Origin of the sequence: Methylobacterium pseudosasicola (assembly GCF_900114535.1) — a bacterium.
Classification (GTDB): Bacteria; Pseudomonadota; Alphaproteobacteria; order Rhizobiales; family Beijerinckiaceae; genus Methylobacterium; species Methylobacterium pseudosasicola.
The window spans coordinates 48,062-73,354 of the sequence record NZ_FOTK01000025.1 but is presented as its reverse complement, the minus strand read 5'-3'; the positions used below and the strand labels follow the sequence as shown (position 1 = coordinate 73,354).

Below are 25,293 nucleotides of genomic sequence, written 5' to 3'. Positions count from 1 at the left end.
GGGGGCCGGCGACGCCCGCTCCAATCGAGGGATCGGTTCGACGCACATGACACAGGTCCCCCTGCAGGGCACCGCGATATCGACGACGCTTCATCGGCCGGCGCGGCTCGCGATCACGGCCTCCGGTTCGCGCGCCCCGGGCGGCGACGACCGGTCCAACACCGCGATCATCACCCGCACCAAGCCGAAGACCAAGAAGCCGAGCCTCTACCGGGTACTCCTTCTGAACGATGACTATACGCCGATGGAATTCGTCGTGCTGGTCGTCGAACGCTTCTTCAACAAGAGCCATGAGGACGCCTACCACATCATGATGCACGTGCATCAGAACGGGGTCGGCGAGTGTGGGGTCTTCACCTACGAGGTGGCGGAGACCAAGGTGACGCAGGTCATGGACTTCGCGCGCAAACACCAACATCCTCTCCAGTGCGTTATGGAAAAGAAATAGGCGCCGTTCGCGGTAGGCACCCACACAGAGGCCAGCTTTGCCAAGCTTCTCACGCAGCCTAGAACAAGCCCTCCACCGAGCCCTGGCGCTCGCCGGCGAGCGACGGCACGAATACGCGACGCTGGAGCATCTCCTGCTCGCCCTCGTGGATGACCAGGACGCGGCCGCGGTCATGCGCGCCTGCAACGTCGAGATCGACACGCTCAAGCGCAGCCTGGTCGATTACGTCGACACCGAGCTCTCGAACCTGACCGGCGACGGACGCCAGGATGCCAAGCCGACGGCGGGCTTCCAACGGGTGATCCAGCGGGCGGTGATCCACGTCCAGTCCTCGGGCCGCGAGGAGGTCACCGGCGCCAATGTGCTGGTGGCGATCTTCGCCGAGCGCGAGAGCCACGCCGCCTACTTCCTGCAAGAGCAGGACATGACCCGCTACGACGCGGTGAACTACATCAGCCACGGCATCGCCAAGCGCCCCGGCGCGTCCGAGGCGAAGCCCGTGCGCGGCGCCGAGGAGGAAGGGGCTGCCGAGCGTCCGAGCGACGAGGGCGATCCCCGCGGCGCCAAGAAGAAGGGCGACGCGCTCGACGCCTACTGCGTCAACCTCAACAAGAAGGCTCGGGACGGCAAGATCGACCCGCTGATCGGCCGCCATTCCGAGGTCGAGCGCACGATCCAGGTGCTCTGCCGCCGCCAGAAGAACAATCCGCTGCTGGTGGGCGATCCGGGCGTCGGCAAGACCGCGATCGCGGAAGGGCTGGCCCGCAAGATCATCCAGCACGAGGTGCCGGAGGTCCTGGCGGACGCCACCGTGTTCTCCCTCGACATGGGCACGCTGCTCGCCGGCACCCGCTACCGGGGCGACTTCGAGGAGCGCCTTAAGCAGGTGATGAAGGAGATCGAGGCGCACCCGAACGCGATCATGTTCATCGACGAGATCCACACGGTGATCGGCGCCGGTGCGACTTCGGGCGGCGCCATGGACGCGTCGAACCTGCTGAAGCCGGCCCTGGCCTCCGGCACGCTGCGCTGCATCGGCTCGACCACCTACAAGGAGTACCGCCAGTACTTCGAGAAGGACCGCGCCCTGGTGCGGCGCTTCCAGAAGATCGACGTCAACGAGCCGTCGATCCCGGACACGATCGAGATCGTGAAGGGCCTGCGCCCGTATTTCGAGGAGTTCCACAAGCTCAAGTACACGACCGAGGCCGTGAAGGCCGCGGTGGAGCTGTCGGCCCGCTACATCAACGACCGCAAGCTGCCCGACAAGGCGATCGACGTGATCGATGAGACCGGCGCCTCGCAGATGCTGGTGCCGGAGGCGCGCCGCAAGCGCACCATCGGGATCAAGGAGATCGAGGCGACCATCGCCACGATGGCCCGCATCCCGCCCAAGACCGTCTCGAAGGACGATGCGGTGGTGCTCCAGCACCTCACCGAGAACCTGAAGCGGGTGGTCTACGGCCAGCCGAGCGCCATCGAGGCGCTGACCTCGGCGATCAAGCTGGCGCGTGCCGGCCTGCGCGATCCGGACAAGCCGATCGGCTCGTACCTGTTCGCCGGCCCCACCGGCGTCGGCAAGACCGAGGCCGCCAAGCAGCTCGCCGCGTCGCTGGGCGTCGAGATGCTGCGCTTCGACATGTCGGAATACATGGAGCGCCACACGGTCAGCCGCCTGATCGGCGCGCCTCCCGGCTATGTCGGCTTCGACCAGGGCGGCCTGCTCACCGACGGGATCGACCAGCACCCGCATTGCGTGCTGCTGCTCGACGAGATCGAGAAGGCCCACCCGGACCTGTTTAACATCCTGTTGCAGGTGATGGACCACGGCAAGCTGACCGACCACAACGGCAAGCAGGTCGATTTCCGCAACGTCATCATCATCATGACGTCGAATGCCGGCGCCTCGGACCTGGCGAAGTCGGCCTACGGCTTCACCCAGTCCAAGCGGACGGGGGATGATGTCGAGGCGATCAACCGGCTGTTCGCGCCGGAATTCCGCAACCGTCTCGACGCGATCATCTCGTTCGGCCACCTGCCGAAGGAGGTGGTGGCGAAGGTGGTCGACAAGTTCGTCCTCCAGCTCGAGGCCCAGCTCGCCGACCGCAACGTCACCATCGAGCTGTCGGACGAGGCGCGCGAGTGGCTGGTCGAGCACGGCTACGACGATGCGATGGGCGCTCGCCCGATGGCCCGGCTGATCCAGTCGACCATCAAGACGCCGCTCGCCGACGAGGTCCTGTTCGGCAAGCTCAAGGATGGCGGTGCCGTGCGGGTGGTCGTGCGCAAGCCCGAGGACGAGGAGGCCAAGGCCGGCGCCAAGGACAGCCTTGGCTTCGAGTTCCCAGCCGGGCCGGTCACGCCCAAGCCCGAGGCGGACGTCACCAACGCCGCCAAGCGGCACAAGCGGGCCAAGCCCCGCGCGGCCACGCGCAAGAAGACCCCGAAGGACGACAAGGGCGGCGGGGGCAATGGCGGTTCGGGCGGCGTCCGCACCGTGCCGAAGGTGCCACTGGTGCGTGCATAAGGGCGCGCATCCCGACCGGCAGGCTTCCGGACTCCGCCCTGCCGGTCTATGACCGCCGCGACGTGAACGCGCCGCGGCGAGGAGGCGCCTGATGACAGACGATCTGCACGAGGGGCCGCTCGCCCCCGTCACGCATCCTGCGCCGCCTCAGAAGCTGACCCGGCGCGAGGAGCGCCGCCGCCGTCGGCAGCGCCGTCGCCGCGGCGAAGAGGTCTTGGCCTGGGTGTTGGTGCCGCTGATCTGCGTCGGGATCTATCTCGGCGTGAATGCCGGCTTCGACTTCTTCGGGACCTCGCCGGGCCAAGTCTGGGACCAGCTGATGCAGGTCAAGACCATGATGGAGAAGCGGTCTGGCACTCAGGGCGCGCGCGGCTAGCGCGACGCGCAGCCGATCCGAGATCGGCGCGAGCCCCGATCGAAAAAAGAATCCGAGCGGGGACGCCATGAGTCCGACCCGACGCACGATCCTGGCTTCCGCCCTGCTGGCGGCCCCCGCGATCCGCGTGGCGGCGCGCGACGGGACCGTGGTGGTGGTCGGTGCCGGGGCGGCAGGGCTAGCGGCGGCCTCGGCCTTGCGGACGGCCGGCCGGGATGTCGTGCTGGTCGAGGCGCGGGACCGGATCGGCGGTCGCGCCTTCACAGACCGGGCGCTCGGGCCGGATTGCCGCTTCGACGCCGGCGCCGAATACATTCACTGGGCCGAGCGCAACCCCTGGGCGCCGGTCGCCCGGGCGGCTGGCGTGCGCTTTGCCCAGGACGGTGGCTGGGCCCGCACGCTCACGATCGATGGCAGGCCGGCCACCGATGCCGAGAATGCCGGTCGCCGCGCCGGCTTCTCGGGGCTCGACGCGCTGCTCGTCCCGAAGGGCGATGATACCTCGCTGGCCGAGGCCGCCCGCGCCGGCGGCCCGAATGCCGAGCGGGCGACGGCGGGATTGAGCCGACTGTCGTTGGGCGAGGATCCCGAGCGGGTCTCGGCGGTGGATTACGACCGGCTGTGGTCCGGGACCGACCTCTGGGTCGACGGCTACGGCGACCTCGTGGCACGGCGGTTTTCCGATGTTCCCGTGCGCCTCAACTGCCCGGTGCGGGCGATCGACTGGTCCGAGAAGACCGTTCGGGTCGAGACCGGGGGCGGCACCCTTGCCGCCGCAGCGGTGATCGTCACGGTGCCCGTGGGAGTGCTGAAATCCGGCGCGCTCCGGTTCACGCCGCGCCTGCCCGATCCCGCTGAGGCGGCCCTCGCAGGCCTGAGCATGGGCGCCTACACCAAGATTGGCCTGCGTCTCGACCCGGCGCAAGTCGATCCGGCGGCGCTGGGCGACGCGGTGTCGGTGATCACCGGCGGCCCGACCCTGTATTTCGAGATGGGCCCGTTCGGCCGCCCCCTCGCGGTGGCCAATCTCGGCGGCGACTTGGCCCGCGATCTGTGCCGCGCAGGCGAGCCCGCGGCCGTCGCGCATGCCACCGAGCGGCTCGGCGTGATCCTGGGATCGAAAGCGCAGGGCGCGGTTCAGGCCGGGCGGCTCGCCGGCTGGTGGACCGATCCGCATGCCTGCGGCTCGTACGCGATCGTCGCGCCCGGCCACGCGGAGGCCCGGGATCGCTTGCGCGACCCGGTGGGCGAGCGGGTGTTCTTCGCCGGCGAAGCCTTGGCCGGCGGCGGCGCCATGACGGTGGGCGGCGCCACCCTCGACGGCGAGCGTGCCGCCCGGGACGTGCTGAGGGTGCTGGGCGCCTAGGGTCGTCTTCGGATCGCCGCCACCGCCAAGGGGGCGTCGCGGCCCCGCAGGGCATGGGATCCCAGATCCTCGGCCACCAGGTCGGGCGGCAGCGGGCCGATCCGGTCCAGAAGATCCGCCGAGACGAGGACGTGGACACCGAGGCTCTTGGACAGGCTCTCGAGCCGGGCGGTGGTGTTCACGACGTCGCCGAAATACGCGATCTTGTGGCGCTCCAATCCGACCTCGGCCGTCACCACCGGACCGCAATGCAAGGCCGCGCGGAATTCCGGGACTTGCCCGAAGCGCTGCCTCCAGGCTTCGGACTCTGCGGTGAGCCGTTCGGCGAATTCGAAGACGCAGCGCAGGCAGGCCGCATCCCGGACTCCCCGCTCGATCGTCCAGGTGACCAGGGCCATATCGCCGATATAGTCGTCGATCGCGCCGCGCGAGCGCGAGACCGGCAGCGCCAGGGCGTTGAACACCTGCCCGAGATAGGCCTGCGCCGCCCGGTCGCCGTGGCGGTCGGCGAAGCGGGTCGAGCCGGTCACGTCGAGGAACAGGAAGATGCGCTCCTCGCTGATCGGGCGATGGTAGCGGCCGATCAGCAGGTTGGCGAAGACGCCCGGGCCGATCAGGTCCCGCACCCGGAACACGAACACCGTCAGCGCCGAGATGCCGAGGGCGTAGAGCAGGCCGGATTGCGACATCAGCATCGCGTTCCGCTCGCTGTACATGAAGCGGAACAGGCGGTTGAGCACCGTGCTGGCGGCGGCGTTGCCGATGACGATCAAGAAAATGTAGAGCACCACCGTGGCGAGCAGGAACAGCGGCGTCGCCATCTGGCGCACCCGCTCGCGCATCCGCGGCCACAGGAGCCGGCGCTCGTAGAGCAGGATCGGCGTGCCGATGATCGCGCCACGGATCGCCGAGCCGAGCAGCGGACCGACCGGGAAGATCGATCCGTACAGCAGGCCGGCCAGGGCGCCGAGCCCGGGGGCGACGAGGTAGAAACAGCGTGGGCTGAAACGCATCCGGGCGTCCTCACCCCACACGCCGGTCCCCGGTGCCGGTCTCAGTCCTGCCGGAGGGCGTGGACGGAGAACAGGCCCTCCGGATCGGTCCAGACCTGGATCCAGGTCCAGCCGGCCCGTTCCACGAGCGCCCGGAAGGTCTCGACCGTGTACTTGTAGCTGCTCTCCGTGTGGATCGTCTCGCCATCCGCGAAGGCGATCGTGTCGGAGCCGATGCCTACGTCCTGCGCGCCCTCCGAGACGAGGTGCATCTCGATCCGCGAGGCTTGCGTATTGAACACGGCGCGATGGGAGAAGGCGCCGAGATCGAAGCGGCCGGCGAGCTCCCGGTTGATCCGGGTCAGGAGGTTGAGGTTGAACGCCGCGGTGACGCCGGCGGCATCGTCGTAGGCCCGCTCAAGGATCGCGGCATCCTTCACGAGGTCGACACCGACGATCATGTGGGCGCCCGTCCCGAGGATCCGCCCGAACCGCCGCAGCAGGTCTTCGGCCTCGGTCGGCTCGAAATTGCCGATGGTCGAACCCGGGAAGAAGCCGGCCCGGGGCATGTCGCGCAGGCTCTCGGGCAGGTCGAAATCGCGGGTGAAATCAGCCACCACCGGCTCAACCCGCAGATGCGGGAAGTCGCCACTCAGCACCTCCGCCTGCGCCCGCAGGAACTCGCCGGACACGTCCACCGGCACGTAGGCGGCGAGCTTGTCGAGGTGGCGCAGCAGACGGCGCAGCTTGTTGGTCGAGCCGCTGCCGAATTCGACCAGCGCGGCCCGCGCCGGCAGCAGCGCCGCCATCTCGGGCCCGCTGCGGTCGAGGATGCCGACCTCCGTTCGGGTCGGGTAATATTCCGGCAGCCGCGTGATCGCCTCGAACAGGTCCGAGCCGGCGGCATCGTAGAAGTATTTGGGCGAGAGCGCCTTCTGCGGCCGGGAGAGACCGTCCCGCACATCGGCGAGGAAGGCCAACGCGGGTGTGTCCAGGGCGACCGGGGTCGCGTCGGAAAAGGTAGGCTTGACGGTCAAGGGAGGCTCCGGGGCGCGTCAGGCGACGTCGGCGAGGCGCAGGCCGGTGAACTGCCAGCGCTGGTGCGGATAGAAGAAGTTGCGATACGGCAGCCGGGCATGGCCCTCGGGCGTGGCGACGGACGAGCCGCGTAGCACGAACTGGCTGACCATGAACTTGCCGTTGTACTCGCCCAGGGCCCCCGGCAACGGCCGGTAGCCCGGATAGGCGACGTAGGCGCTGCGGGTCCATTGCCAAACGAGGCCGAACGCGTCCGGCAAGGCCCCGTCCCGGGCCGCGACCTCCCACTCGAACTCGGTCGGCAGGGTGCGGCCGGCCCAGCGGGCGTAGGCGTCGGCCTCATAATAGCTGATGTGGGTGACGGGCGCGTCGAGCTCCACCGGACGGACGCCGCCGAGCGTCATCGTCGCCCAGCCCTCCCCGTCCCGGCGCCAGTAGCCCGGCGCCTCCCAGCCCTCGGCCTGGCCGGCATACCAGCCATCCGAGAGCCACAGCTCGGGCTTGGCGTAGCCCCCGGCCTCCATGAAACCGAGCCAGTCGCGGTTGGTCACCAGCGCCTTGTCGATCCGGCCGGGCAGAATCAGCGCCTCGTGGCGGGGCGATTCGTTGTCGAACGAGAAGCCGTCGCCTTCGTGCCCGATCCACGCGATGCCGCGGGCGAGCGGGGCCTGACCGCCCTGCCCCGCAACTGCCGGGAAACGCCATTCGGCATCGTAGACCGGCCCGAGCGGGTTCTGCGCGAAGGCGTGCAGGATGTCGGTGAGCAGGAGCTCCTGGTGCTGCTGCTCGTGATAGAGTCCGATCTCGAGGATCGGCAGCACGGCCTCCAGGGCGCCGTCCGCGGCCTGGCCGAGCAGCGATTCCACCGCCCGGTCGACATGGGCTCGGTAGGCGGTCACCTCCGCCATGGTCGGGCGGGTGATCATGCCCCGCTGGATGCGCGGCTGCCGCGGGCCGGCCGCCACGTAATACGAATTGAACAGGTAGTGCAGGCGCTCGTCGTAGATGGCGTAGCCCGGCAGGTGCTCGCGCAGCAGGAACTGCTCGAAGAACCAGGTCACATGCGCCCGGTGCCACTTGGTCGGGCTGGCATCGGCCATCGACTGGACCTGCTGGTCCTCAGCCGAGAGCGGCGCGGCTCGGCGCTCGGTCTCGCTGCGGACGAAGCGAAAGGCCGCGATCCAGGCGGCGCGATCGATCGGCCGGGCCGTCACGGGCGGCGGCGGGAAAGCCGCTGCCGTTTGCGCGCGCGTGTCGCCGGAGCGGAGTGCCGCCGTGGCTGCCATGCGGATCTTCCCTTATTCGCATTTCTCCTGGGATCGTCTTATCGACGCCCAGCTTGGTCGCAGAAGATATGTCCCCGCCGTGGTCAGACAACCTCCGCTAGTGATTCTGCCGCCGCCCAGTCCGATCCGCTCATTCGCCGGTGCAGCAGGCGCGGTTAATGGGGAGAACTGGAATTGGCGGGCCTTTCTTGCGCCGCAGTGAGGAGGCCTTAACCCTCGGCATCGAGATTCGAGGCGCTGAGTGCGGAGTCCAGAATTTCCATGCGGATCGATCTGATGGCCGGGGCCAGCTTGTCCGCCGCGGCGTTTCGCGTGTCGCCGGAGCCCACCATCCTGGTGTTCGACTCGGGCCTCGGCGGCCTCACCGTCCTCGATGCCGTGCGCCGCGCCCGGCCCGATGGGCGCTACGTCTATGCCGGCGACGACGCCGCCTTCCCGTATGGCCGGCTCGGCGAGGCGGCCCTGGTCGCCCGGGTGCTCGCCGTGATGGAGCAGCTCCTCGCGACGCACCGGCCCGATCTGGTTGTGATCGCCTGCAACACCGCCTCGACCCTGGTCCTGCCGGCCCTGCGCCAGCGCTTCGCGACCCCGTTCATCGGCGTGGTGCCGCCGATCAAGCCGGCGGCCGCGGCGACGCGCTCCGGCCTGATCTCGCTGCTGGCCACCCCCGGGACGGTGGCGCGCTCCTACACCCACGACCTGATCGCGACCTATGCGGGATCCTGCGCGGTCACCCTGGTCGGTTCGCCGAACCTCGCGGGCTTCGCCGAGGCCGAGCTTGCCGGCACGCCGATCGACGACGCGGCCCTGGCCGCCGAGATCGCGCCCTGCTTCGTCATGGATGCGGAGGGACGGCGCACCGATGTGGTCTGCCTCGCCTGCACGCACTATCCGCTGCTGCTGCCGCGCCTCGAAGCCCTCGCGCCCTGGCCGGTGACCTGGATCGATCCGGCCCCGGCCATCGCCCGGCGGGTCATCCAGCTCATCGGCCCGGCCCGGCGAAACGCGGACCAGGACGGGACCGTGCACGGCGCCTTCACGGCCGGCACCTGCCTGACCGCACCGCTGCGCGCCTCACTCGCCGCCCGCGGGATCGGCGAGATCGCCGTCGAGGCGCTGCCGCTTCCGATGCAGTAGGCCGCCGGGACCCGGTTACGGGTCCGGCGCCCCGTTCGGCCCAGGATTGTCTAGCGTTGCGTTGCGGCCTGCCCAGGCCGTGGCGACAATCATGCACGCTTGCATATTCAATCGATCCGGTCTTCTATCTCCGTTATCGAAGCGACTATATTGATTTTGGGGGCGTCGCATGGCTCTGCGAGCAGCGCTGCTGGCGGCAACATTGATGTGTGCCGTGCAGCCGCCGATGTCTGCCCTGGCCTGCGGCGACGGCGAGGCGCCGACCTCCTGCGACGATCCGAGCCCGAACGGCTTCGCCTCCTGGATGCTCGGGCGCGTCGGCCGGGCTCTACAGGCCGACCCGGCCAAGGCCCTCGGTGAGTTCTCCGCGGGCACGAACGGCTTCCGCACCGCCGACACCTACGTCTTTTGCGTCGCGCCGGACGGCGTCATGAGCGCCCATCCCAACCCGATCCTGAAGGGTCACGACGTGCGCGATCTGCACGACAAGACCGGCAACCGCTTCATCCAGACGATGCTCGATACCGCCAAGCCCGGGCAGATCGCGGTGATCCACTACCTGTTCCCGAAGCCCGGCAGCACGATCGAGGAACCCAAGACAACCTACTACACCAAGGCCGGCGACCAGATGTGCGCGGTCGGCGTCTACGACACCGACCAATCCGCGCCCACCGCCGCGACCCCGGATGGCCGGGTCGCCCAGCTGCGACAGAAGCTTGACGGGCAGATTCCAAATCAGGCGCGGGCGGATTGGATCGCCTTCCTGGAGGCGCTCAACGCGCAGGGCGACGCGAAGGCGGCGGCGATCGCGCAGGCCCGGCGCGATATGCGGGCCGCGACGACCGCCCTGGACTCGGCCGGCCTCAGACAGGCGGGGACCGAGTAGGCCGCGACGTCCGGCATGGGGCCGGTGCAGATCCTGCCGCTGACGGAGGCCGCGACCTTCACGATCGGGTGTGCCGTGCTGAAATCGACACGGATCGATCCCGAGCGCGTCGCGGTCGTCCTGGTCCTGGCCGCCGCGATCCTCGCCGCTGCCGTGCTGATCGGGCTGACGCCGGCGGATGTCGCTGGCGATGCCGCGTCCCTGGACCCGGCGAACCTCTGGCCCAGGCTCCCCTGATGGGGCCGACTACCGGACGACCGTGATGGCGCTCGCGGGCTCGCCGGAGGCTTCGGCCTCCTCCGGCACGACCAGGTGAACGAACAGCATCCCGGCGGCGACGATCAGCGCGAGGGCCAGGATCCGCCAGAGCTCCATGATCGGCTCTTGGGTCGTCGTCTCGGACTTGCGCGGCATCGCTTCCGGTTCCCTGTTTCGCATGCTGTCCTGCGGATGGGGCCCTCGCCCCGCGTGATCGTCCCGTTCCGCCGGTGGCCTGGATCGGCGTCCGGCTGAGACCAGGGGACACCTAGAGGATGAACGAGTCGTAAATCATACACCCAGAGGTGACCCGCCGAGCCGGCCTGCGGCGTCCGGGATGCCCTGGCCTGTCGGCGGGGCGGCTTTATGGCTGCGGTCGAAAGATCCGTCGCCGCGCGCCGCTGCGCGATCCCGATCCGACTGGTGAGCGCTGGAGCATCGCCCGTCGCCTTTTCCGCTCGGGCCATGCGATCTATGTTACATGTAACGAGATCGGAAGAATGACGTCATGCCCGCACCCATCCGCCAGCGCGTCCAGAAGCGCCGCGATGCGCTCCGTGCCTCCGGCCTGCGGCCGATCCAGATCTGGGTGCCGGACACCCGCCGGCCCGGATTTGCCGAGGAATGCCGGCGCCAAGCGCGGGCGGTGGCCGCGGCCGACGCAGCCGATCACGATTTAAGCGCCGTCCTGGACGCTGCGCTCGACGATCTCGATCCCGAGAGCGAGGCGTGAAGCGGAGGGATCTGGTCACGATTGCGCTGACCGGCGATTTCGGCAAGCCGCGCCCGGCTCTCGTCATCCAGTCAGACCTGTTCGATCAGACCGGCACGGTCACGGTCCTGCTGATATCCGGGACCCTGGTGGACGCACCCCTGATCCGGACCGATATCGCGCCGACGCCGTCCAACGGGTTACGCAAGCCGTCACAGGTCATGATCGACAAGGCGATGTCGGTGAAGCGCGACAGGGTCGGCCCGACGATCGGCCATCTCGAAGCGGAAGCCATGCTGGCCGTGACCCGAGCCTTGGCGGTGTTTCTCGGTATCGCCTGATCCAGAATCACGGCGCCCAATTCTGTCCGAACAAGCCTCTCGGACGGTGGGCGTGATCCGCGAAGACTGATCGTTCGTGGCGATGACGGCGGTCGAAATCGCTGCTTTCGCTCGGACTATCCCGGCGGATACTGATAACCGTGCAAAATAACTGGCGCAGTCTAGATTCTGCCGCAATTTCGATCAGACTTCACGCCTATGTGAGGACTCGCCGATCGGATGGACCAGATGTTCGAGAGCCTGTTCTGGGGCGCCGCGATCGTCGCGTTGGTCGGATCGGCTGCTCTGGTCGCAATCGGGGCCGCCGTGCAGCCCCGGATCATCCAGAAGGATGACCTCGCCGCCGGGATCATCGATCCGCGCCGGACCTTCGGGCGCAAGCGGCGGTGGCGCCGCTCGTTTCGGGCCGCGCGCCGCCTCGGCTCGCTCCCACTGCGGTAGGGTTTGAGATTTACTACATCGGACAGTAAATCTGTCTGTACCAAAGACGTACATCTCCCGCGGCGGACCCGGATGCTAGGATCCGACGACTGCGAGACAGCAGTCAAACGGTTGCGCGAGAGGGCTCAGGACTGATGAGCGTGCGTCAGATTTGCGATCAGGTGCGGGTCACCGAACAGGCGTTCACGGCGGCGCTCGGCGCCATGAAGGCGACGGGGCTGCGCGAGGAGCTGACCCGGGAGCTTCAAGAGATGGAAGCCGCGGAGATCGAGGCCGGGCAGAACGAGGCCTCGGCCCGCTCGGCCTCGTGGAAGCGGGTCAAGATGCTCCACGGCCTCGGCTATCCGGTGGATTTCGGCTGGCTCCACCTCGCCAGCCGCGCGACCCCGGTTCGCTCCGCCTGAGCGGTTCGACCGGAGCCGGCCCCGGGCCTCGCGCAAAGTGGCGAGACCCGGGATCTTGGCGGCTCAGGGGGCCAGATCGTGCACCGGCGCCGGGACGGCAGTGTTGCTGCTGTTCAGCACCGTGCTGCTGCTCGGGACGGCCTTGAGCGCCGCCTTGTCGATCTGCGGCGGGGCCGGAAGCTGCAGCTGCGCGCTGGTATAGGCCCATTCCTCGGCCACCCGATCCGGATCGTCGTTGAGCTTGGTGCCGTAGCTCGGGACGATCTGCTTGATCTTCGCCTGCCACTCGGGCGTGGCGACGTTCTTGGCGAACACTTTCTCCAGCACCTGCAGCATGATCGGCGCTGCCGTCGAGGCGCCCGGGGAAGCCCCGAGCAGGGCGGCGATGCTGCCGTCCTTGGCGTTGACGATCTCGGTGCCGAGCTTCAGCACGCCGCCCTTGTTCGGGTCGCGCTTGATGATCTGCACGCGCTGACCGGCCTGCCAGAGGCGCCACTCCTCCTTCTTGGCCTTCGGGAAGTACTCGCGCAGGGCCGCGATCCGGTCGTCGTCCGACAGCATGAGCTGTCCGGCCAGGTACTCGACCAGGGGATACTCGTCGATTCCGACCCGGACCATCGGCCAGATGTTGCTGGTCGTGGTCGAGCTGAGGAGGTCGAGATACGAGCCCTCCTTCAGGAACTTGGTCGAGAAGGTCGCGAACGGTCCGAACAGGATCACGCGCTTGCCGCCGAGCACCCGTGTGTCCAGGTGCGGCACCGACATCGGCGGGGAGCCGACAGACGCCTTGCCGTAGGCCTTGGCGAGGTGCAGCGTCGCGACATCCGGGTTCTCGTTGATCAGGAACGAGCCGCCGACGGGGAAGCCGGCGTAATCCTCGCCCTCCGGGATGCCGGATTTCTGCAGCAGGTGCAGGGCGCCGCCGCCGGCGCCGATGAACACGAATTTGGCGTCGACGCTGCGCCGCGACCCGTCCTTGGTGTTGCGCGAGGTGACCCGCCAGGAGCCGTCCGCGTTCTTGGTGATGCCCTCGACCTCGGTGGAGAGGTTCAGCTTGAAGGTCGGCTGACCCTGCAGGTGGGCGACGTACTGGCGGGTGACCTCGCCCCACTCGACATCGGTGCCGAGCGGCGTCCAGGTGGCGGCGACCTTCTGCTTCGGGTCGCGCCCCTCCATCATCAGGGGCACCCATGTCTTGAGCTTTTCCGGATCGGTCGAATATTCCATGCCGGCAAAGAGCGGGCTGGCCTTCAGGGCCTCCCAGCGCTTCTTCAGGTAGGTGATGTTGTCGTCACCCCAGACGAAGCTCATGTGCGGGGTGTAGTTGATGAAGGAATGGGGGTTCTTCAACACCCCGGTCTTGACCAGCGAGGCCAGGAACTGGCGCGTCACCTGGAAAGCCTCGTTGATCTCCACCGCCTTGGCGATCTCGACCTGGCCGTTCTTCTTCTCGGGGGTGTAGTTCAGCTCTGCCAGGGCGGAGTGGCCGGTGCCGGCATTGTTCCAGCCGTTGGAGCTCTCCAGGGCGACCTGGTCCAGGCGCTCGACCATCTGGATCGACCAGGTCGGCTCGAGCTGGTTGAGCCACACGCCGAGCGTCGCGCTCATGATGCCGCCGCCGATCAGTAGCACGTCGACCTTGCCGTCGGCGCTGTCCGCGAAAGCCAGGGAGCCCGGCAGGGAGGCCGCCGCGAGCCCGGTGGCCGCGGTGCCGAGGAGTTGCCGGCGGCTGAAGGCAAGCCTGTCCTGCGCGGAGAGCTCGGACCGGGGCTTGTTGTTGTCGTCGGCACGCATCGCCACATCTCATCGTTTGCGGACCGGGACTGCGCGGCTGGCACGCTCCGGTCCAGAAGGCGTCGGATCGACACGATCGGGAGACCCGCGCGTCCAGCCTTCCAGAACGTTTCCCCCGCAGGTGATGCGGTACACTTTGCGTGATCGATCGTTCTTATGCGATCGCGTTTTTGTCTATCGGTCGCAGCGGCTTCAGGGCCGTCGACGAAAGCAGATTCCAGAAGCCCACTTCCGGAACGAAGCGTCTATTATTAACCAAGCACCGGGTTCGGAACGGCAACGCCGAATAGAGCCAGGGTCGGATTTGGTGGCCGCACGACGTTCGGCGGCCGCCGAAGGCGAAAACACGCTGGCTGACTTGGCCCAGCGGGTCGATGCCCGCGTCTTAGAGGATGAGGTCTGAAAGAACAATCTACGGTGTTGGGCAATCGGTCGCCCCGCCGGCGACAGACCGCTATCGGGCGCGGCGGAAGCGGATGATGCTGCGCGAGAGCCGGCCAGCATCCCAGTTCGGCATGATGCGCCAGGGCGTCGTCACGTCCGCCTCGTCGCCCTTCAGCGTGATCGAGCGCCGCTGCTCGGTGTTGACCCATTCCGGCGCCCAGGCGGTCTGGACCTGGGTGATCCACTGGTCGCCCTCGATCCGGTAGCGGCCGATATAGGCGACCAGCGTCTTCATCAGCGCGGCGCGGTCGGCATCGGTCTCGGCGGGCTTGCGGTCGGTGCCTTCGAGGTTGAAGGCGACCCAGCCGTCCTTGGTGAAGATCGCCCGGCCCCGCGGGGCGCTGCCCATCGCGTCGATGAGAGCCCCGGTCGCCTTGTCCTCGACCTGGTAGGAGACGAGCTCCCAGGTCCCGACGATCTTCTCGGCGAGATCGCCCTCGTCGGCCTGCGTCTGGGCATGAGCCTCCGCGGTCTGGCCGGGAGACGCCGCCATGAGCAGGGCGGCCGCGAGTGTCGTGGAGAACTTCGTCATCCCGTGATCCACCTTCCGGCGTGCTGCGACACCTGATCCGAGCGGGGTCAGGGTCTCTCCAGGGTGCGGTCGTTCCCCCGTACGACGGGCTGCCGACCCCGGATAGACGGCGGGCGGCGATCCCATGACAGGTCTTGGTGGCGCGAAGCTGGAATCGGGGCGGGACTGCGCCGTATCGGCCGACACGGACCGACGGCGGCTCCGGCCGGCGGACGGGACCCACGCGCGGGATCGCGACCGGTGCGTTCCAAAAAAAGGGCGGGGCTCCCACCCCGCCTTCCGTCTATCGGATCGTCTGCGTCACGGCCCCAGAAGCACGGCGGCGGAGCCGAGGGCCGTCGCCAGGAGACCGCAGGCGAACACCACGATCATCGCGTAGGAAAATAGCTTGAGCTGCACGGTCTCGACCGGGGCCGGCGATCAGCAGCGATTCCCGCCCGCGGTCTGGCCGTACTGCTTGACCGGGAAGTTCTGCTGGTTGGCGTTGCCTTCGGCCGCGGAGCTATGCGGGCAGGTGAAGGGGTTCCGGTCATAACGGCTGTCGAACGGAGCACCGAGCGAGCCCGTGGTCTCGACCTCGTCGGGCGCGTAGCCCCATCGGGGCGAGCCGTCGAAGGCCATAGCGGACGAGATCGGAGCGATGCCGAGGACGAGAGCGGTGGCGACGGCGGCGATACGGATTTTCATAACGTCGTTCATACCCATTAACGCAGTACAGTCCGGATTGTCCGGCCCATTTTTTCTTGCGTAAGACCGATATGGGGATGGGTATCACGCTATGACGTGCCGTCGCGCACGTGCCGCAGCGGAATAAATCTATGCCGGCACTGAACGGAGCGCCGGAGGGCGCGCCGCAGAGGCTTGCGACTGCGTTGCCGGCACAGTCCTGCCCGACGCCGGCCCACCAAGCCGGCGGATGCAGCCCACCTGACCGGCACGCCGATTCCGTTTCCGGCGCGACGACGCGTCAGATCACGACGATATCGAGTTGAGGAAGGTCAGGAATACCCAAGCGCCAGATCTGCACCGATCGGCGGAAGCACTCGGCGGCGGTGCCATGCACCGGATAGACTGAGATCTTCGGGGTCAGGTAAAGTCCCAGTGTTCGAGGCTCAGTGAGCCGCTGGGACTTTTAGGGGGAAACCGCTGTGAAATCCGTTTCGATTTCAGCGATTGGTGCCCAGGAAAGGACTCGAACCTTCACCTCTTGCAAGACTGGTACCTGAAACCAGCGCGTCTACCAATTCCGCCACCTGGGCTTGCCGCCGACCCAGCGGTCGGCGACGGCTTCGTTTATGCGGACGGGCGGGGTCCGTCAATCGGGTTTTTGGCTTTCTGGCCTCAGCCCTGCGGCCAGTCCCGGATGTCGACGAAGCGACCGGCCACGGCCGCCGCCGCCGCCATGGCCGGCGAGACCAGGTGCGTGCGTCCGCGATGGCCCTGGCGGCCCTCGAAGTTCCGGTTGGAGGTCGAGGCGCAGCGCTCCAGCGGGTTGAGCCGGTCGGCGTTCATCCCCAGGCACATGGAGCAGCCCGGTTCGCGCCAGTCGAAGCCCGCGGCCTTCAGCACCCGGTCGATGCCCTCGGCCTCGGCCTGCGCCTTCACGAGGCCGGAGCCCGGCACCACCATGGCCGAGACGCTCTCATGAACCTTGCGGCCCTCGACCATCTGGGCGACGACCCGCAGGTCCTCAATCCGGCCGTTGGTGCAGGAGCCGATGAACACCCGGTCGAGGGTGATGTCGGTGATCGGGGTGCCCGGCGTCAGGCCCATATAGGCCAGTGCCTTCTCCTTCGACTGCCGCTTGTTCTCGTCGGCGATCGCGGCCGGATCGGGCACGCGGCCACGCACCGAGATCACGTCCTCCGGGCTCGTGCCCCAGCTGACGATCGGCGGCAGGCTGGCGGCGTCGAGGCGGACTTCGCGGTCGAAGAACGCGCCCTCGTCGGTGAGCAGGCTCTCCCAATAGGTGCGCGCCTTGTCGAAGGCGGCGCCCTTGGGCGCCTTCGGGCGGTCCTTGACGTAGGCGTAGGTGGTGGCGTCCGGCGCCACCAGGCCGGCGCGGGCGCCGCCCTCGATCGACATGTTGCAGATCGTCATCCGGCCCTCCATCGAGAGGGCGCGGATCGCCTCGCCGGCATATTCGATCACGTGGCCGGTGCCGCCCGCCGTGCCGATCTCGCCGATGATCGCCAGGATGATATCCTTGGCGCCGACGCCGGGCGGCAGCGCGCCATCCACCGTGACGCGCATGTTCTTGGCCTTCTTCTGCACCAGCGTCTGCGTGGCGAGCACGTGCTCGACCTCCGAGGTGCCGATGCCGTGGGCCAGCGCCCCGAAGGCGCCGTGCGTCGAGGTGTGCGAGTCGCCGCACACGATCGTCTGACCGGGGAGCGTGAAGCCCTGCTCCGGGCCGATGATGTGGACGATGCCCTGGCGCCGGTCGAGGGCGTCGTAGAACTCGATGCCGAAATCGCGCACGTTCTCGGCCAGGGCCTCGAGCTGGGTGCGGCTCTCGGGATCGTCGATGCCCCTCGAGCGGTCGGAGGTCTGGACGTTGTGGTCCACCACCGCCAGCGTCTTCTCCGGATGCCGGACCTTGCGGCCGGCCACGCGTAGACCTTCGAACGCCTGCGGGCTCGTGACTTCGTGAACGAGGTGCCGGTCGATGTAGAGGAGGCTGGTGCCATCCGGCTGGACATCGACGACGTGGTCGTCCCAGATCTTGTCGTAGAGGGTGCGCGGGCTGGTCATCGGTTTTCGTCTTCGGATGGGATCGGTGCAGAGCTCTCGCGATAATGCGGGTTCCTTAGTAGGCATCGCGCGCGGTTTTCGGAAGAGGCAAGTCTTCGCTCTGTCAATTGGCCGCTCGGCGCTTGGCCTTCGATGTCACGGCCGGAAGCCGAGCGTGGCTGGCGCCGCACCGGGTGCAGGCCCTATGCCGAACCGAGCGTGACCGGCCGCATCGGCGGTCGTTCAACAAAAAGGGAGTGTGGGATGTCCGAAGCGCCGCCCGAGATCCTGTTCCTGAAGACAATGCACCCGCTGGTCGAGGCCGCCTTCGAGGGGCGCTTCACGGTGCACCGGCTCGCGGGCGCCGCGGACCCAAAGGCGCTGCTCGCCGAGGTCGGCCCGCGGATCCGCGGCCTCTGCGTCGGCGGCCAGGTCGACGCCGCCCTGATGGACAAGGTGCCGAAGCTCGAACTCATCGCGAATTTCGGCGTGGGCTACGATGCCGTCGACGCCGTCGAGGCCCATCGGCGCGGGATCGTGGTTACCAACACCCCGGACGTGCTCACCGACGAGGTTGCAGACCTCGCTGTCGGCCTGGTTCTGGCGACTGTAAGGCGGCTGCCGCAGGCCGATCGCTACCTGCGGGAAGGCCATTGGCCGAAGGCGCCGTTCCCGTTGACCGCTTCTCTGCGCGGGCGGCGCGTCGGGATCCTGGGGCTCGGCCGGATCGGGCGGGCGATCGCCCATCGCCTGGAGAGCTTCGGCGTCGCGATCGACTATCACGGCCGCAGCCGGAAGGCTGACGTGTCCTACACCTACTACGACAGCCTGCTCGGTATGGCGCGGGCGGTCCACATCCTGATCGTGGTGGCACCCGGGGGCGACGACACCCGCGGCCTGGTGGATGCGTCCATCCTTGAGGCGTTGGGCCCGGAGGGCATCCTGATCAACGTCGCCCGCGGCAGCCTTGTCGACGAGGCCGCGTTGATCGCGGCGCTTCAGGCGGGCACGATCCTGGGGGCCGGGCTCGATGTGTTCGAGAACGAGCCGCACGTGCCGGCGGAGCTTGCCGCCCTCGACAACACCGTGCTGCTGCCGCATGTCGGCTCTGCCTCCGAGCATACCCGCACGGCGATGGCGCAGCTCGTCGTCGACAACGTCCTGTCGTGGTTCGAGGGGCGCGGCCCGCTGACCCCCGTTTCCGAGACACCCTGGAGCCCGCCCGCGTGAAACCCGCATTGGCCGCGCTGCTCGCCGCCCTGGCCCTGGCCCCGCGGCCGGCGGCGGCGCAGCAGGACTTTGCCGCTCCCCCGACGGCGCCCGAGCCGAGCCTCCTCGATCCGGGGACGCTCGCCGCGCCGCCGGTGGAGACGCCCGTGGCCCCCCCTGCCCCGCCGAGCCTGCCCGAACGGCTCACCGAGGTGCCCGGGACCTGGGACCTGTCGCGCGACGGGACCAACCGGCGCTGCGTGATGACTCTGCGGAGCGAGGCCGGCGAGGCCGGGCAGCGGATCAGCTTCCCGGCCGGATGCCGGCGCGCCCTGCCGGTGGTGAGCGGCATCGCCGGCTGGCTGTTCAGCGACCGGGGCGTGCGCCTGGTCGACCGGAACGTCCGCCCGATCCTCGAATTCGTCCGGCGGCCGGACCAGCGCAGCCTCGTCGCCAAGACCGAGGGCGGCGAAACCTACAGCCTGGTGCCCCTCGACATCGCGGCGATGCGTCCGGCCGCGTCCGCAGCGCCCGACCTCGCCGGGATCGAGGCCGCACCCGCGCCGTCCGCGTTCCAGACGGCGCCGGCGGTGCCCGCCGAGTTGCAGCGCAGCCCGACCGCGACCACGACCGCCACGGCGGCGCCCGGTCCCGCCCCGGGGGTCTACGCCCTCGACCGGTTCCAGGCGCGCGACACCTGCCGGATCACCCTCGACGGCACCGGCGGCGGCGTCCACGTCGTCCCGGGCTGCCATGACGGCGGGCTGGAGGTGTTCGATCCGGTCCGCTGGCGCTACGCCAACGGCCGGATGACGCTCACCGCCAAGCGCGGCCACACCATCGATCTCGTACCCACCGATGACGGGCGCTGGCGGCGCGAGCCCGAGGTCGGCACCACCTTTGTGCTGCGCCGGCTCGACTGAGCTACCGGGAGCCGCGGCCGTCCTGGACCGGGAGCATCCGTTCCAGCAGGCCGTCCCGGCGGATCACGAGGTGCCAGATTGTGCCGGCGATGTGCAGCAGCACCAGGGCGTAGACGAACCACTGGCCGACGAGGTGGATCGACTCGGCGATCTTCTGCGGGCCCTCGTCCTTGGTCAGGCCCGGGATGGTGAACAGCCAGAAATACGGCGTGTCCCGCCCGGACAGCGCGCTCAGCAGGTAGCCGCTGACCGGCATGATCAGGAAGATCGCGTAGAGCAGCCCGTGGTTGACCCGGCCGATCAGGGTCAGCAGCCGCGGCGCCTGGGGATCGGGCGGCGCCGGCCGGATCATCCGCCAGACGATCCGCAGGACCACGATCGCCAGGATCGTCAGCCCGACCGACTTGTGCAGCACGAAGATGTTGCCCTTAAGGGGCGCCGGCGGCAGGCTCACCGCTACCCAGGCCAGCGGTAGCACCGCCAGCGCCAGGGCGGCCGTCACCCAGTGCAGCGCCTGCGAGACCGGATGGTAGCGCGGCAGGCCCGAGGCCGTGACGTAGGTGGCGGGCAGCGGCGTCCCCGCCTTCTTGCTGGCCGTGACGGTTGAGCCTGCCATGATCCCTCGCGGATGGGCGTCGTTCTCCGTGGATCTAAGCAGACCGACGGTGCCGGACCAATCCCACATGAGATCAAGTTTTAGAACAATCCCACTTTATCGTTCTCGGACACATCGAACGTCCTGCAAGCGCCGGTTGCAACCGCGTCAGGCCGCGGCGCCGGCGTCGATCGCCCGGGCCACGTCGAGCAGGGCGGCTAGTTCCACCGCCGCGGTGGCGAGCCGGGCGGCCACGGTGGCGTCGGTGATGCGGCCGTCGGCCATGTCCTCGGGGCCGGCATAGACCGAGGTCGGCGCCACATGGGCGGCGAAGAAACCGAATAGGGGCCGCAAGCCGTGCTCCACCACCAGAGCGTGGCGCAGGCCGCCGCCCGTGGCGGTGAGGGCGACCGGCATGCCCGCCATCCGCGCCGGATCGACGAAGTCGAACACGTGCTTGAACAGCCCGGCATAGCCGCCCTGGTAGACCGGCGTCCCGACGATCAGGGCATCCGCTCCCTCGATCGCCTCGATCAGGTGCGCCGCCGACAGGGGTAGATCCTCGCGCAGCGCCACGCCGATCCCCGGCCCGGCATCGATCAGGTCGTAGATCTTGAGGTCGATCCGGCGCAGGCGCCCCAGCTCGGCGCCGACCGCCTCCACGAGATCGCGGGTCCGCGAGGGGCGCTTGGCGCTCCCGGAGAAGGCGACGACACGGGGCAGGCTCGGGTTGACGCTCACGACTTGACGCTCACTGGAATGACTCCGCCGCTGCCTGCGCCCGGCGGGACGCGCAAAAGATTTCGAGCCTGCCGAGCGCCGAGGGCGACTCGCGTCGATGTGCCCCCGCACATCGTGGTCCGGCCGCAACGTAACGCATTCCGGCCGCGGATGAAGCCTCGCTGCACCGCCCGGAGCGATTGGACCCGTCAGGCCCGGGCCATCGTCTCAGCCGTGCAACCGCCAGACGTGGCTCTGCTTGATCTCGGCATCCTCCAGCGCGCGCGAGACCGGCACCGCGTAGCTCGCCAGGCATTCGAGCCGTGCGCGCGGCAGGTAGGTGCGCCCGGGATCGCCGATCAGTACCGTGCGGCCGCGGGCCTGCAAGTCGGTGAGCCAACCTGTGACCGCCTCGGCGAGGTCGCGCTCGTAGAAGACGTCGGCGGCGAAGACGAGATCGACCTCCGGCACGGTGGCAAGGAGGTTGGTCGCGACGGGTTGGATCAGGCCGGCGACGCCGTTGGCCGAGGCGTTAAGGCCGATCGCCGCCACTGCGAACGGGTCGAGGTCGCTGGCGACGACGTGCTGCGCGCCCGCCCGGGCGGCGGCGATCGCCACGAGGCCGGAGCCCGAGGCAAAATCCACGGCCCGGCGCCCGCGCGCGATCTCGGGATGGTCGAGGATGTAGCGGGCGAGCGCCTGCCCGCCGGCCCAGGCGAAGGCCCAGAACGGCGGCGGCAGCCCGATCTCCTGCAATTCGTCCTCGGTCTTCTGCCAGAGCGCGGTCGCTTCGTCGGCGACGTGGAGCTGGATCTCCGGGGCGTAGGGAACCGGCAGCAGCCGGGTATGGGCCGCGATGAAGCCGAGCGGATCGTCTGGGGCGCGCATGATCAGGCGTCCAGCAGGTCGCGCCAGACGGCGCAGACCTGATCGGTGACGGCGGCCTCGGTGAAGCCGCCGGACTCGATCCGGGTCCGGGCGGCGGCGCCGAGGCTCGCCACCAGGGCGGAATCGCCGCTCAGGCGGACCAGCGCGTCGGCCAGGGCCGGGGCGTCTCCGGGGGGCACGAGCAGACCCTCGATCCCGTCGCGCACGAGGCTGCGGCAGCCCGGGACATCGGTGGTAATGAGCGCCCGGCCGCAGGCGCCGGCTTCGAGCAGGCTGCGCGGAAGCCCCTCCCCGCCCCTGGACGGCAGGCAGGCGACGTGCTGGCCGGCCCAGACGGCGGCCACGTCCTCGGTGGGTCCGTGCCAAGCGACGCCGTCCCGGCTCCAGTCCCGCAAGGTCGCGGCGTCGATCGAGCGGCGGTTCGACGGGTCGGGCGCCCCGAACAAAGCAAGTTCCACGGCCGCGCCCCGGGCCCGGGCCAGACGGGTCGCCTCGACGGCCACGTCGATGCCCTTCGACCAGAGCATGCGCGCCACCACGGCGACCTTGAGCGGCGGCGTCGGCGGCAGCGGTTGCGGCTGGAACGTCTCGCAATCGACCCCCGCCCCGCCGATCACCGTGACGGATCGCTCGGACGGATCAAGGCCGAGCGCCAGGGCGTCGTCCGGGTTCTCGAACAGGAAGCGGGTGCGCGCCGAGGCCAGCGGCCCGCGGATCAGACCCCGGAGGCCGAGGCGGGCCGCGCGCCCGATCCGGTCGCTGCGGGCGCCGACGAGGCCGAGGCCGGTCAGCGCGTAGACCCGCGCCGGGATGCCGGCCATCGCGGCGGCGGTCCCGCCGACCAGGATGCTGCGCAGCGCGATACAATGGACGATGTCGGCGTTCAGCGCCTTCAGGATCCCGGCGAGCTGCCCAGCGGCATAGCCCGCCGCCATCGGGTTGAGGCTCGCCCGCTCCGCCTCCAGCGGCACGACGCGCGCGCCCGTCGCCTCGATGACGGCGCGGTGCGCCCGCACCCGGGTGACGACAGCGACCGAGAGGCCCATGCCGATCGCGGCCCGGGCCATCGGCAGGAAATGCGAGGCGAAGAACCAATCCTCAGTGACGACGAAGACCAAGCTTCGCATAGGCGTCGGAGGGGTTTCGCGGGCGGGTTCGGAATCCATGGCGTCCCTCTAGCACGCTCCGCGTTCGCCTGCGGCGGATGCGCAGATCCGGAACGGCAATCGGGCGCCGCCGGTTGATCAGCGCCTTCTCGCCGGGCGGTACCCCGGCGGCGTATCCGGGAGGGGCGGCGATGGCGGAAGTCGAGACGGACCAGAACGGCGGAAGCCTGCGCGCGGCGGCCGAGGAGGCGGGCCTCGTCTATGTCGACGACAGCCGGCCGGGCCTCACGCGCAAGCGCAGCGGCGCGGGTTTTCGCTATCTCGACGCGAAGGGGGCGCCGGTGCGGGACAAGCGGATCCTCGCCCGCATCCGTTCCCTGGCGATACCGCCGGCCTATACCGATGTCTGGATCTGCGCGCGCAGCAGCGGCCACATCCAGGCTACCGGCCGGGACGCCAAGGGCCGCAAGCAGTACCGCTACCATCCCGATTTCCGGCAGGCGCGAGAAGCCAACAAGTTCTCGCGCATCATGGCCTTTGCGGACGCCCTGCCGGGCATCCGCCAGCGCGTCGATGCCGACATGAAGCGTCCTGGCCTGTGCCGGGAGAAGGTGCTGGCCACCGTGGTCCATCTGCTCGAGACCACGCTGATCCGGGTCGGCAACGACGATTATGCCCGCACCAACAAGAGCTACGGCCTGACGACCTTGCGCGATCCCCATGTCCGGATCGCGGGCGCGGAATTGTCGTTCCGGTTCAAGGGCAAGAGCGGCAAGACCTGGGACGTGTCGCTGAAGGACCGGCGCGTCGCCCGGATCGTGAAGGCCTGCCAGGACCTGCCTGGGCAGGAGCTGTTCCAATACATTGATGCTGATGGCGTCCAGCGCGACGTGACCTCGTCCGACGTGAACGCGTATCTGCGCGAGATCACCGGCGAGGATTTTACCGCCAAGGATTTCCGGACCTGGGCTGGGACGGTCCTGGCGGCCCTGGCCCTGCGGGAATTCGAGAGCTTCGACAGCGAGGCGGGCGCCAAGCGCAATGTCCGCGCGGCGATCGAGAGCGTCGCCGGCAGGCTCGGCAACACGCCGACCATCTGCCGCAAATGCTACATCCACCCCCAGATCCTCGACTGCTACCTGGAGGGCGATCTCCTGCTGCAGGTGAAGGATGCGGTGGAGACTGAGCTGAGCGGGGATCTCGGCAAGCTCCGCTCCGAGGAGGCGGCGGTGCTCGGGCTGCTCCAGGCGCGGCTGGCCGCCTCGGAGGGCGACGCCCTGGCCGGCAAGAAGGTCAAGCCCGCTGCGTCTCCGGCCCGCAAACGGAGCACGGTGGAGAAGGGGGCGGCATCCCGGGCCAAATCGGCGGCCTCCGGGAAAAATGCGTCCGGGCTATCGCGGGCCCGCACGGGCGCGCAGGTCGGCGTGGCGTAGGGGGGCAGCCCCGCCGGGGCTGCCCGATCTCCCGGTCAGTGCCGGGACTGGTTGCCGGAGCCGCCGCCGCGCCGGTTCTGCTCGCTGTCGACCACCGGGGCCAGCCCGAGCTGGCGCGCCAGCGAGACCAGATCCTTCAGCCGCCCGGTCTGGGTCTTGCGGCGCAGGTTGAGTCGGTGGGTCTCTACCGTCCGAACGCTGAGCGCGAGGCGGCGGGCCACCTCCTTGTTGCTGAAGCCCGAGCTGAGGAAGCGCAGCACCTCCGCCTCGCGCGGGGTGAGCCCGAGGCTGTCGCCCTGCTCCGCCGGGTTTACGGCCTGCTGTTCCGGCGGCACGAGGCAGTCCGAGCCCTCGGCCAGCGCCAACAGGGCCGCGCCCAGTTCCCGCGGCGATTTCGAGCGTGCCACGAAGGCATCGGCCCCCGCCGCCAGCAGCGCCCGCAGATCGTCGGCGGTGAGCGCCCCGAAGGCCACGAGCGTGCGCAGGTTCGGCTGCCGCTCCTTCAGGCCGACCAGGCGTGCGATCCCATCCGCCAGCCGGATCTCGTCGAGGAAGATCAGCGCCACCGCGGGCCCGGCATCCGCCTGGTCCAGGTCTTCCAGGCCGATCGTGTGAAACTCCGGCATATGCTCCAGAGTGGCGCGAACAGTCGCGCTCAGGTCCTGCGGTTCATCCAGGATCAGGACGCCAACGGCCGTACTCAT

General features: G+C 69.1%; 27 protein-coding genes and 1 tRNA gene. 14 read left to right on the top strand and 14 right to left on the bottom strand.

Features of this window, described 5'->3' with window-relative positions:
* Positions 1-46 precede the first annotated feature (46 nt).
* The 4 genes from clpS (at position 47) to BM228_RS21795 (ending at position 4,717) form a co-directional block, all read left to right on the top strand.
* Positions 47-448: an ATP-dependent Clp protease adapter ClpS gene (clpS, locus tag BM228_RS21810; protein WP_208612073.1), complete on the top strand. Its 402-nt coding sequence runs from the start codon at positions 47-49 to the stop codon at positions 446-448.
* A 37-nt stretch (positions 449-485) separates the two neighbouring features.
* Positions 486-2,975, top strand: coding sequence for an ATP-dependent Clp protease ATP-binding subunit ClpA (gene clpA, locus BM228_RS21805; RefSeq protein WP_092043907.1), 2,490 nt, complete (start codon positions 486-488; stop codon positions 2,973-2,975).
* A 91-nt stretch (positions 2,976-3,066) separates the two neighbouring features.
* Positions 3,067-3,351 (top strand): hypothetical protein, encoded by a 285-nt coding sequence (locus BM228_RS21800; RefSeq protein WP_092043906.1) that lies wholly within the window; start codon positions 3,067-3,069, stop codon positions 3,349-3,351.
* Positions 3,352-3,418: 67 nt separating this feature from the next.
* Positions 3,419-4,717 carry a flavin monoamine oxidase family protein gene (locus tag BM228_RS21795; protein ID WP_092043905.1) on the top strand — a complete coding sequence of 433 codons (1,299 nt, stop codon included), beginning with the start codon at positions 3,419-3,421 and terminating at the stop codon, positions 4,715-4,717.
* Here the strand turns inward: BM228_RS21795 and BM228_RS21790 are convergent.
* The 3 genes from BM228_RS21790 to egtB are packed head-to-tail and all read right to left on the bottom strand — an operon-like array spanning position 4,714 to position 8,033.
* Positions 4,714-5,730 carry an adenylate/guanylate cyclase domain-containing protein gene (locus BM228_RS21790; RefSeq protein WP_092043903.1) on the bottom strand — a complete coding sequence of 339 codons (1,017 nt, stop codon included), beginning with the start codon at positions 5,728-5,730 and terminating at the stop codon, positions 4,714-4,716. The two genes, BM228_RS21795 and BM228_RS21790, sit on opposite strands and share 4 nt — an antisense overlap.
* Positions 5,731-5,771: 41 nt before the next feature.
* On the bottom strand, positions 5,772-6,746 hold the full coding sequence (gene egtD, locus BM228_RS21785; RefSeq protein ID WP_092043901.1) for an L-histidine N(alpha)-methyltransferase: 975 nt from the start codon (positions 6,744-6,746) through the stop codon (positions 5,772-5,774).
* Positions 6,747-6,764: 18 nt separating this feature from the next.
* Positions 6,765-8,033: an ergothioneine biosynthesis protein EgtB gene (egtB, locus tag BM228_RS21780; protein WP_092043900.1), complete on the bottom strand. Its 1,269-nt coding sequence runs from the start codon at positions 8,031-8,033 to the stop codon at positions 6,765-6,767.
* A gap of 261 nt (positions 8,034-8,294) precedes the next feature.
* Here egtB and murI point away from each other — a divergent pair, with 261 nt between their 5' ends.
* From murI to BM228_RS21765, 3 genes are all read left to right on the top strand, one after another.
* A complete protein-coding gene (gene murI / locus BM228_RS21775; protein WP_092043898.1) occupies positions 8,295-9,170 on the top strand; it encodes a glutamate racemase in 876 nt (291 codons plus the stop codon).
* Positions 9,171-9,339: 169 nt separating this feature from the next.
* Positions 9,340-10,056, top strand: coding sequence for a cache domain-containing protein (locus tag BM228_RS21770; RefSeq protein ID WP_092043897.1), 717 nt, complete (start codon positions 9,340-9,342; stop codon positions 10,054-10,056).
* A gap of 15 nt (positions 10,057-10,071) precedes the next feature.
* On the top strand, positions 10,072-10,293 hold the full coding sequence (locus BM228_RS21765) for a hypothetical protein (protein WP_092043895.1): 222 nt from the start codon (positions 10,072-10,074) through the stop codon (positions 10,291-10,293).
* A 9-nt stretch (positions 10,294-10,302) separates the two neighbouring features.
* Here the strand turns inward: BM228_RS21765 and BM228_RS34775 are convergent, their stop codons facing one another.
* Entirely contained in the window at positions 10,303-10,494 is a 192-nt protein-coding gene (locus BM228_RS34775; RefSeq protein ID WP_208612076.1) for a hypothetical protein, read from the bottom strand.
* A gap of 328 nt (positions 10,495-10,822) precedes the next feature.
* On the opposite strand from BM228_RS34775, the gene BM228_RS21760 reads away from it, so the two are divergent.
* The 4 genes from BM228_RS21760 to BM228_RS21745 all read left to right on the top strand — a co-directional run bounded on the left by BM228_RS21760 (position 10,823) and on the right by BM228_RS21745 (position 12,212).
* Positions 10,823-11,047: an antitoxin MazE family protein gene (locus tag BM228_RS21760; protein ID WP_092043894.1), complete on the top strand. Its 225-nt coding sequence runs from the start codon at positions 10,823-10,825 to the stop codon at positions 11,045-11,047.
* Entirely contained in the window at positions 11,044-11,367 is a 324-nt protein-coding gene (locus BM228_RS21755) for a type II toxin-antitoxin system PemK/MazF family toxin (RefSeq protein WP_092043892.1), read from the top strand. Before BM228_RS21760 ends, BM228_RS21755 begins: the two co-directional genes overlap by 4 nt.
* Positions 11,368-11,586: 219 nt before the next feature.
* On the top strand, positions 11,587-11,808 hold the full coding sequence (locus tag BM228_RS21750; protein WP_244537251.1) for a hypothetical protein: 222 nt from the start codon (positions 11,587-11,589) through the stop codon (positions 11,806-11,808).
* A gap of 134 nt (positions 11,809-11,942) precedes the next feature.
* Positions 11,943-12,212 carry a hypothetical protein gene (locus tag BM228_RS21745; protein WP_092043890.1) on the top strand — a complete coding sequence of 90 codons (270 nt, stop codon included), beginning with the start codon at positions 11,943-11,945 and terminating at the stop codon, positions 12,210-12,212.
* A 63-nt stretch (positions 12,213-12,275) separates the two neighbouring features.
* Here BM228_RS21745 and mqo read toward each other — a convergent pair whose 3' ends face one another.
* The 5 genes from mqo to leuC form a co-directional block, all read right to left on the bottom strand.
* On the bottom strand, positions 12,276-14,006 hold the full coding sequence (gene mqo, locus BM228_RS21740; RefSeq protein WP_092043889.1) for a malate dehydrogenase (quinone): 1,731 nt from the start codon (positions 14,004-14,006) through the stop codon (positions 12,276-12,278).
* 454 nt (positions 14,007-14,460) lie between these two features.
* Positions 14,461-14,982, bottom strand: coding sequence for a lipocalin-like domain-containing protein (locus tag BM228_RS21735; RefSeq protein WP_092043887.1), 522 nt, complete (start codon positions 14,980-14,982; stop codon positions 14,461-14,463).
* Between the two features lie 420 nt (positions 14,983-15,402).
* The gene (locus BM228_RS21730; RefSeq protein WP_092043885.1) at positions 15,403-15,669 is read right to left on the bottom strand and encodes a hypothetical protein; all 267 of its coding nucleotides are present in this window, start codon (positions 15,667-15,669) and stop codon (positions 15,403-15,405) included.
* A gap of 487 nt (positions 15,670-16,156) precedes the next feature.
* Positions 16,157-16,241: transfer RNA gene (locus BM228_RS21725), tRNA-Leu, on the bottom strand.
* A gap of 82 nt (positions 16,242-16,323) precedes the next feature.
* The gene (leuC, locus tag BM228_RS21720) at positions 16,324-17,736 is read right to left on the bottom strand and encodes a 3-isopropylmalate dehydratase large subunit (RefSeq protein ID WP_092043884.1); all 1,413 of its coding nucleotides are present in this window, start codon (positions 17,734-17,736) and stop codon (positions 16,324-16,326) included.
* A gap of 243 nt (positions 17,737-17,979) precedes the next feature.
* Here leuC and BM228_RS21715 point away from each other — a divergent pair, with 243 nt between their 5' ends.
* Together BM228_RS21715 and BM228_RS21710 are read left to right on the top strand one after the other, a co-directional pair.
* Positions 17,980-18,945 (top strand): 2-hydroxyacid dehydrogenase, encoded by a 966-nt coding sequence (locus tag BM228_RS21715; RefSeq protein WP_092043882.1) that lies wholly within the window; start codon positions 17,980-17,982, stop codon positions 18,943-18,945.
* Positions 18,942-19,847, top strand: coding sequence for an AprI/Inh family metalloprotease inhibitor (locus BM228_RS21710; RefSeq protein WP_092043881.1), 906 nt, complete (start codon positions 18,942-18,944; stop codon positions 19,845-19,847). The genes BM228_RS21715 and BM228_RS21710 overlap by 4 nt, the downstream gene beginning before the upstream one ends.
* A gap of 1 nt (position 19,848) precedes the next feature.
* Here the strand turns inward: BM228_RS21710 and BM228_RS21705 are convergent, their stop codons facing one another.
* The 4 genes from BM228_RS21705 to BM228_RS21690 all read right to left on the bottom strand — a co-directional run bounded on the left by BM228_RS21705 (position 19,849) and on the right by BM228_RS21690 (position 23,177).
* A complete protein-coding gene (locus BM228_RS21705) occupies positions 19,849-20,463 on the bottom strand; it encodes a cytochrome b (RefSeq protein WP_092043952.1) in 615 nt (204 codons plus the stop codon).
* Between the two features lie 147 nt (positions 20,464-20,610).
* Entirely contained in the window at positions 20,611-21,183 is a 573-nt protein-coding gene (locus BM228_RS21700; RefSeq protein ID WP_425284978.1) for an NAD(P)H-dependent oxidoreductase, read from the bottom strand.
* A gap of 207 nt (positions 21,184-21,390) precedes the next feature.
* Positions 21,391-22,050, bottom strand: a complete 660-nt coding sequence (locus BM228_RS21695; RefSeq protein ID WP_092043879.1) for a class I SAM-dependent methyltransferase — start codon at positions 22,048-22,050, stop codon at positions 21,391-21,393.
* A gap of 2 nt (positions 22,051-22,052) precedes the next feature.
* Positions 22,053-23,177, bottom strand: a complete 1,125-nt coding sequence (locus tag BM228_RS21690; RefSeq protein WP_244537250.1) for a glycosyltransferase family 4 protein — start codon at positions 23,175-23,177, stop codon at positions 22,053-22,055.
* 170 nt (positions 23,178-23,347) lie between these two features.
* On the opposite strand from BM228_RS21690, the gene BM228_RS21685 reads away from it, so the two are divergent.
* Positions 23,348-24,589, top strand: a complete 1,242-nt coding sequence (locus BM228_RS21685; protein WP_092043876.1) for a DNA topoisomerase IB — start codon at positions 23,348-23,350, stop codon at positions 24,587-24,589.
* Positions 24,590-24,624: 35 nt separating this feature from the next.
* On the opposite strand, the gene BM228_RS21680 is transcribed toward BM228_RS21685, so the two are convergent.
* A complete protein-coding gene (locus BM228_RS21680) occupies positions 24,625-25,293 on the bottom strand; it encodes a LuxR C-terminal-related transcriptional regulator (protein WP_092043875.1) in 669 nt (222 codons plus the stop codon).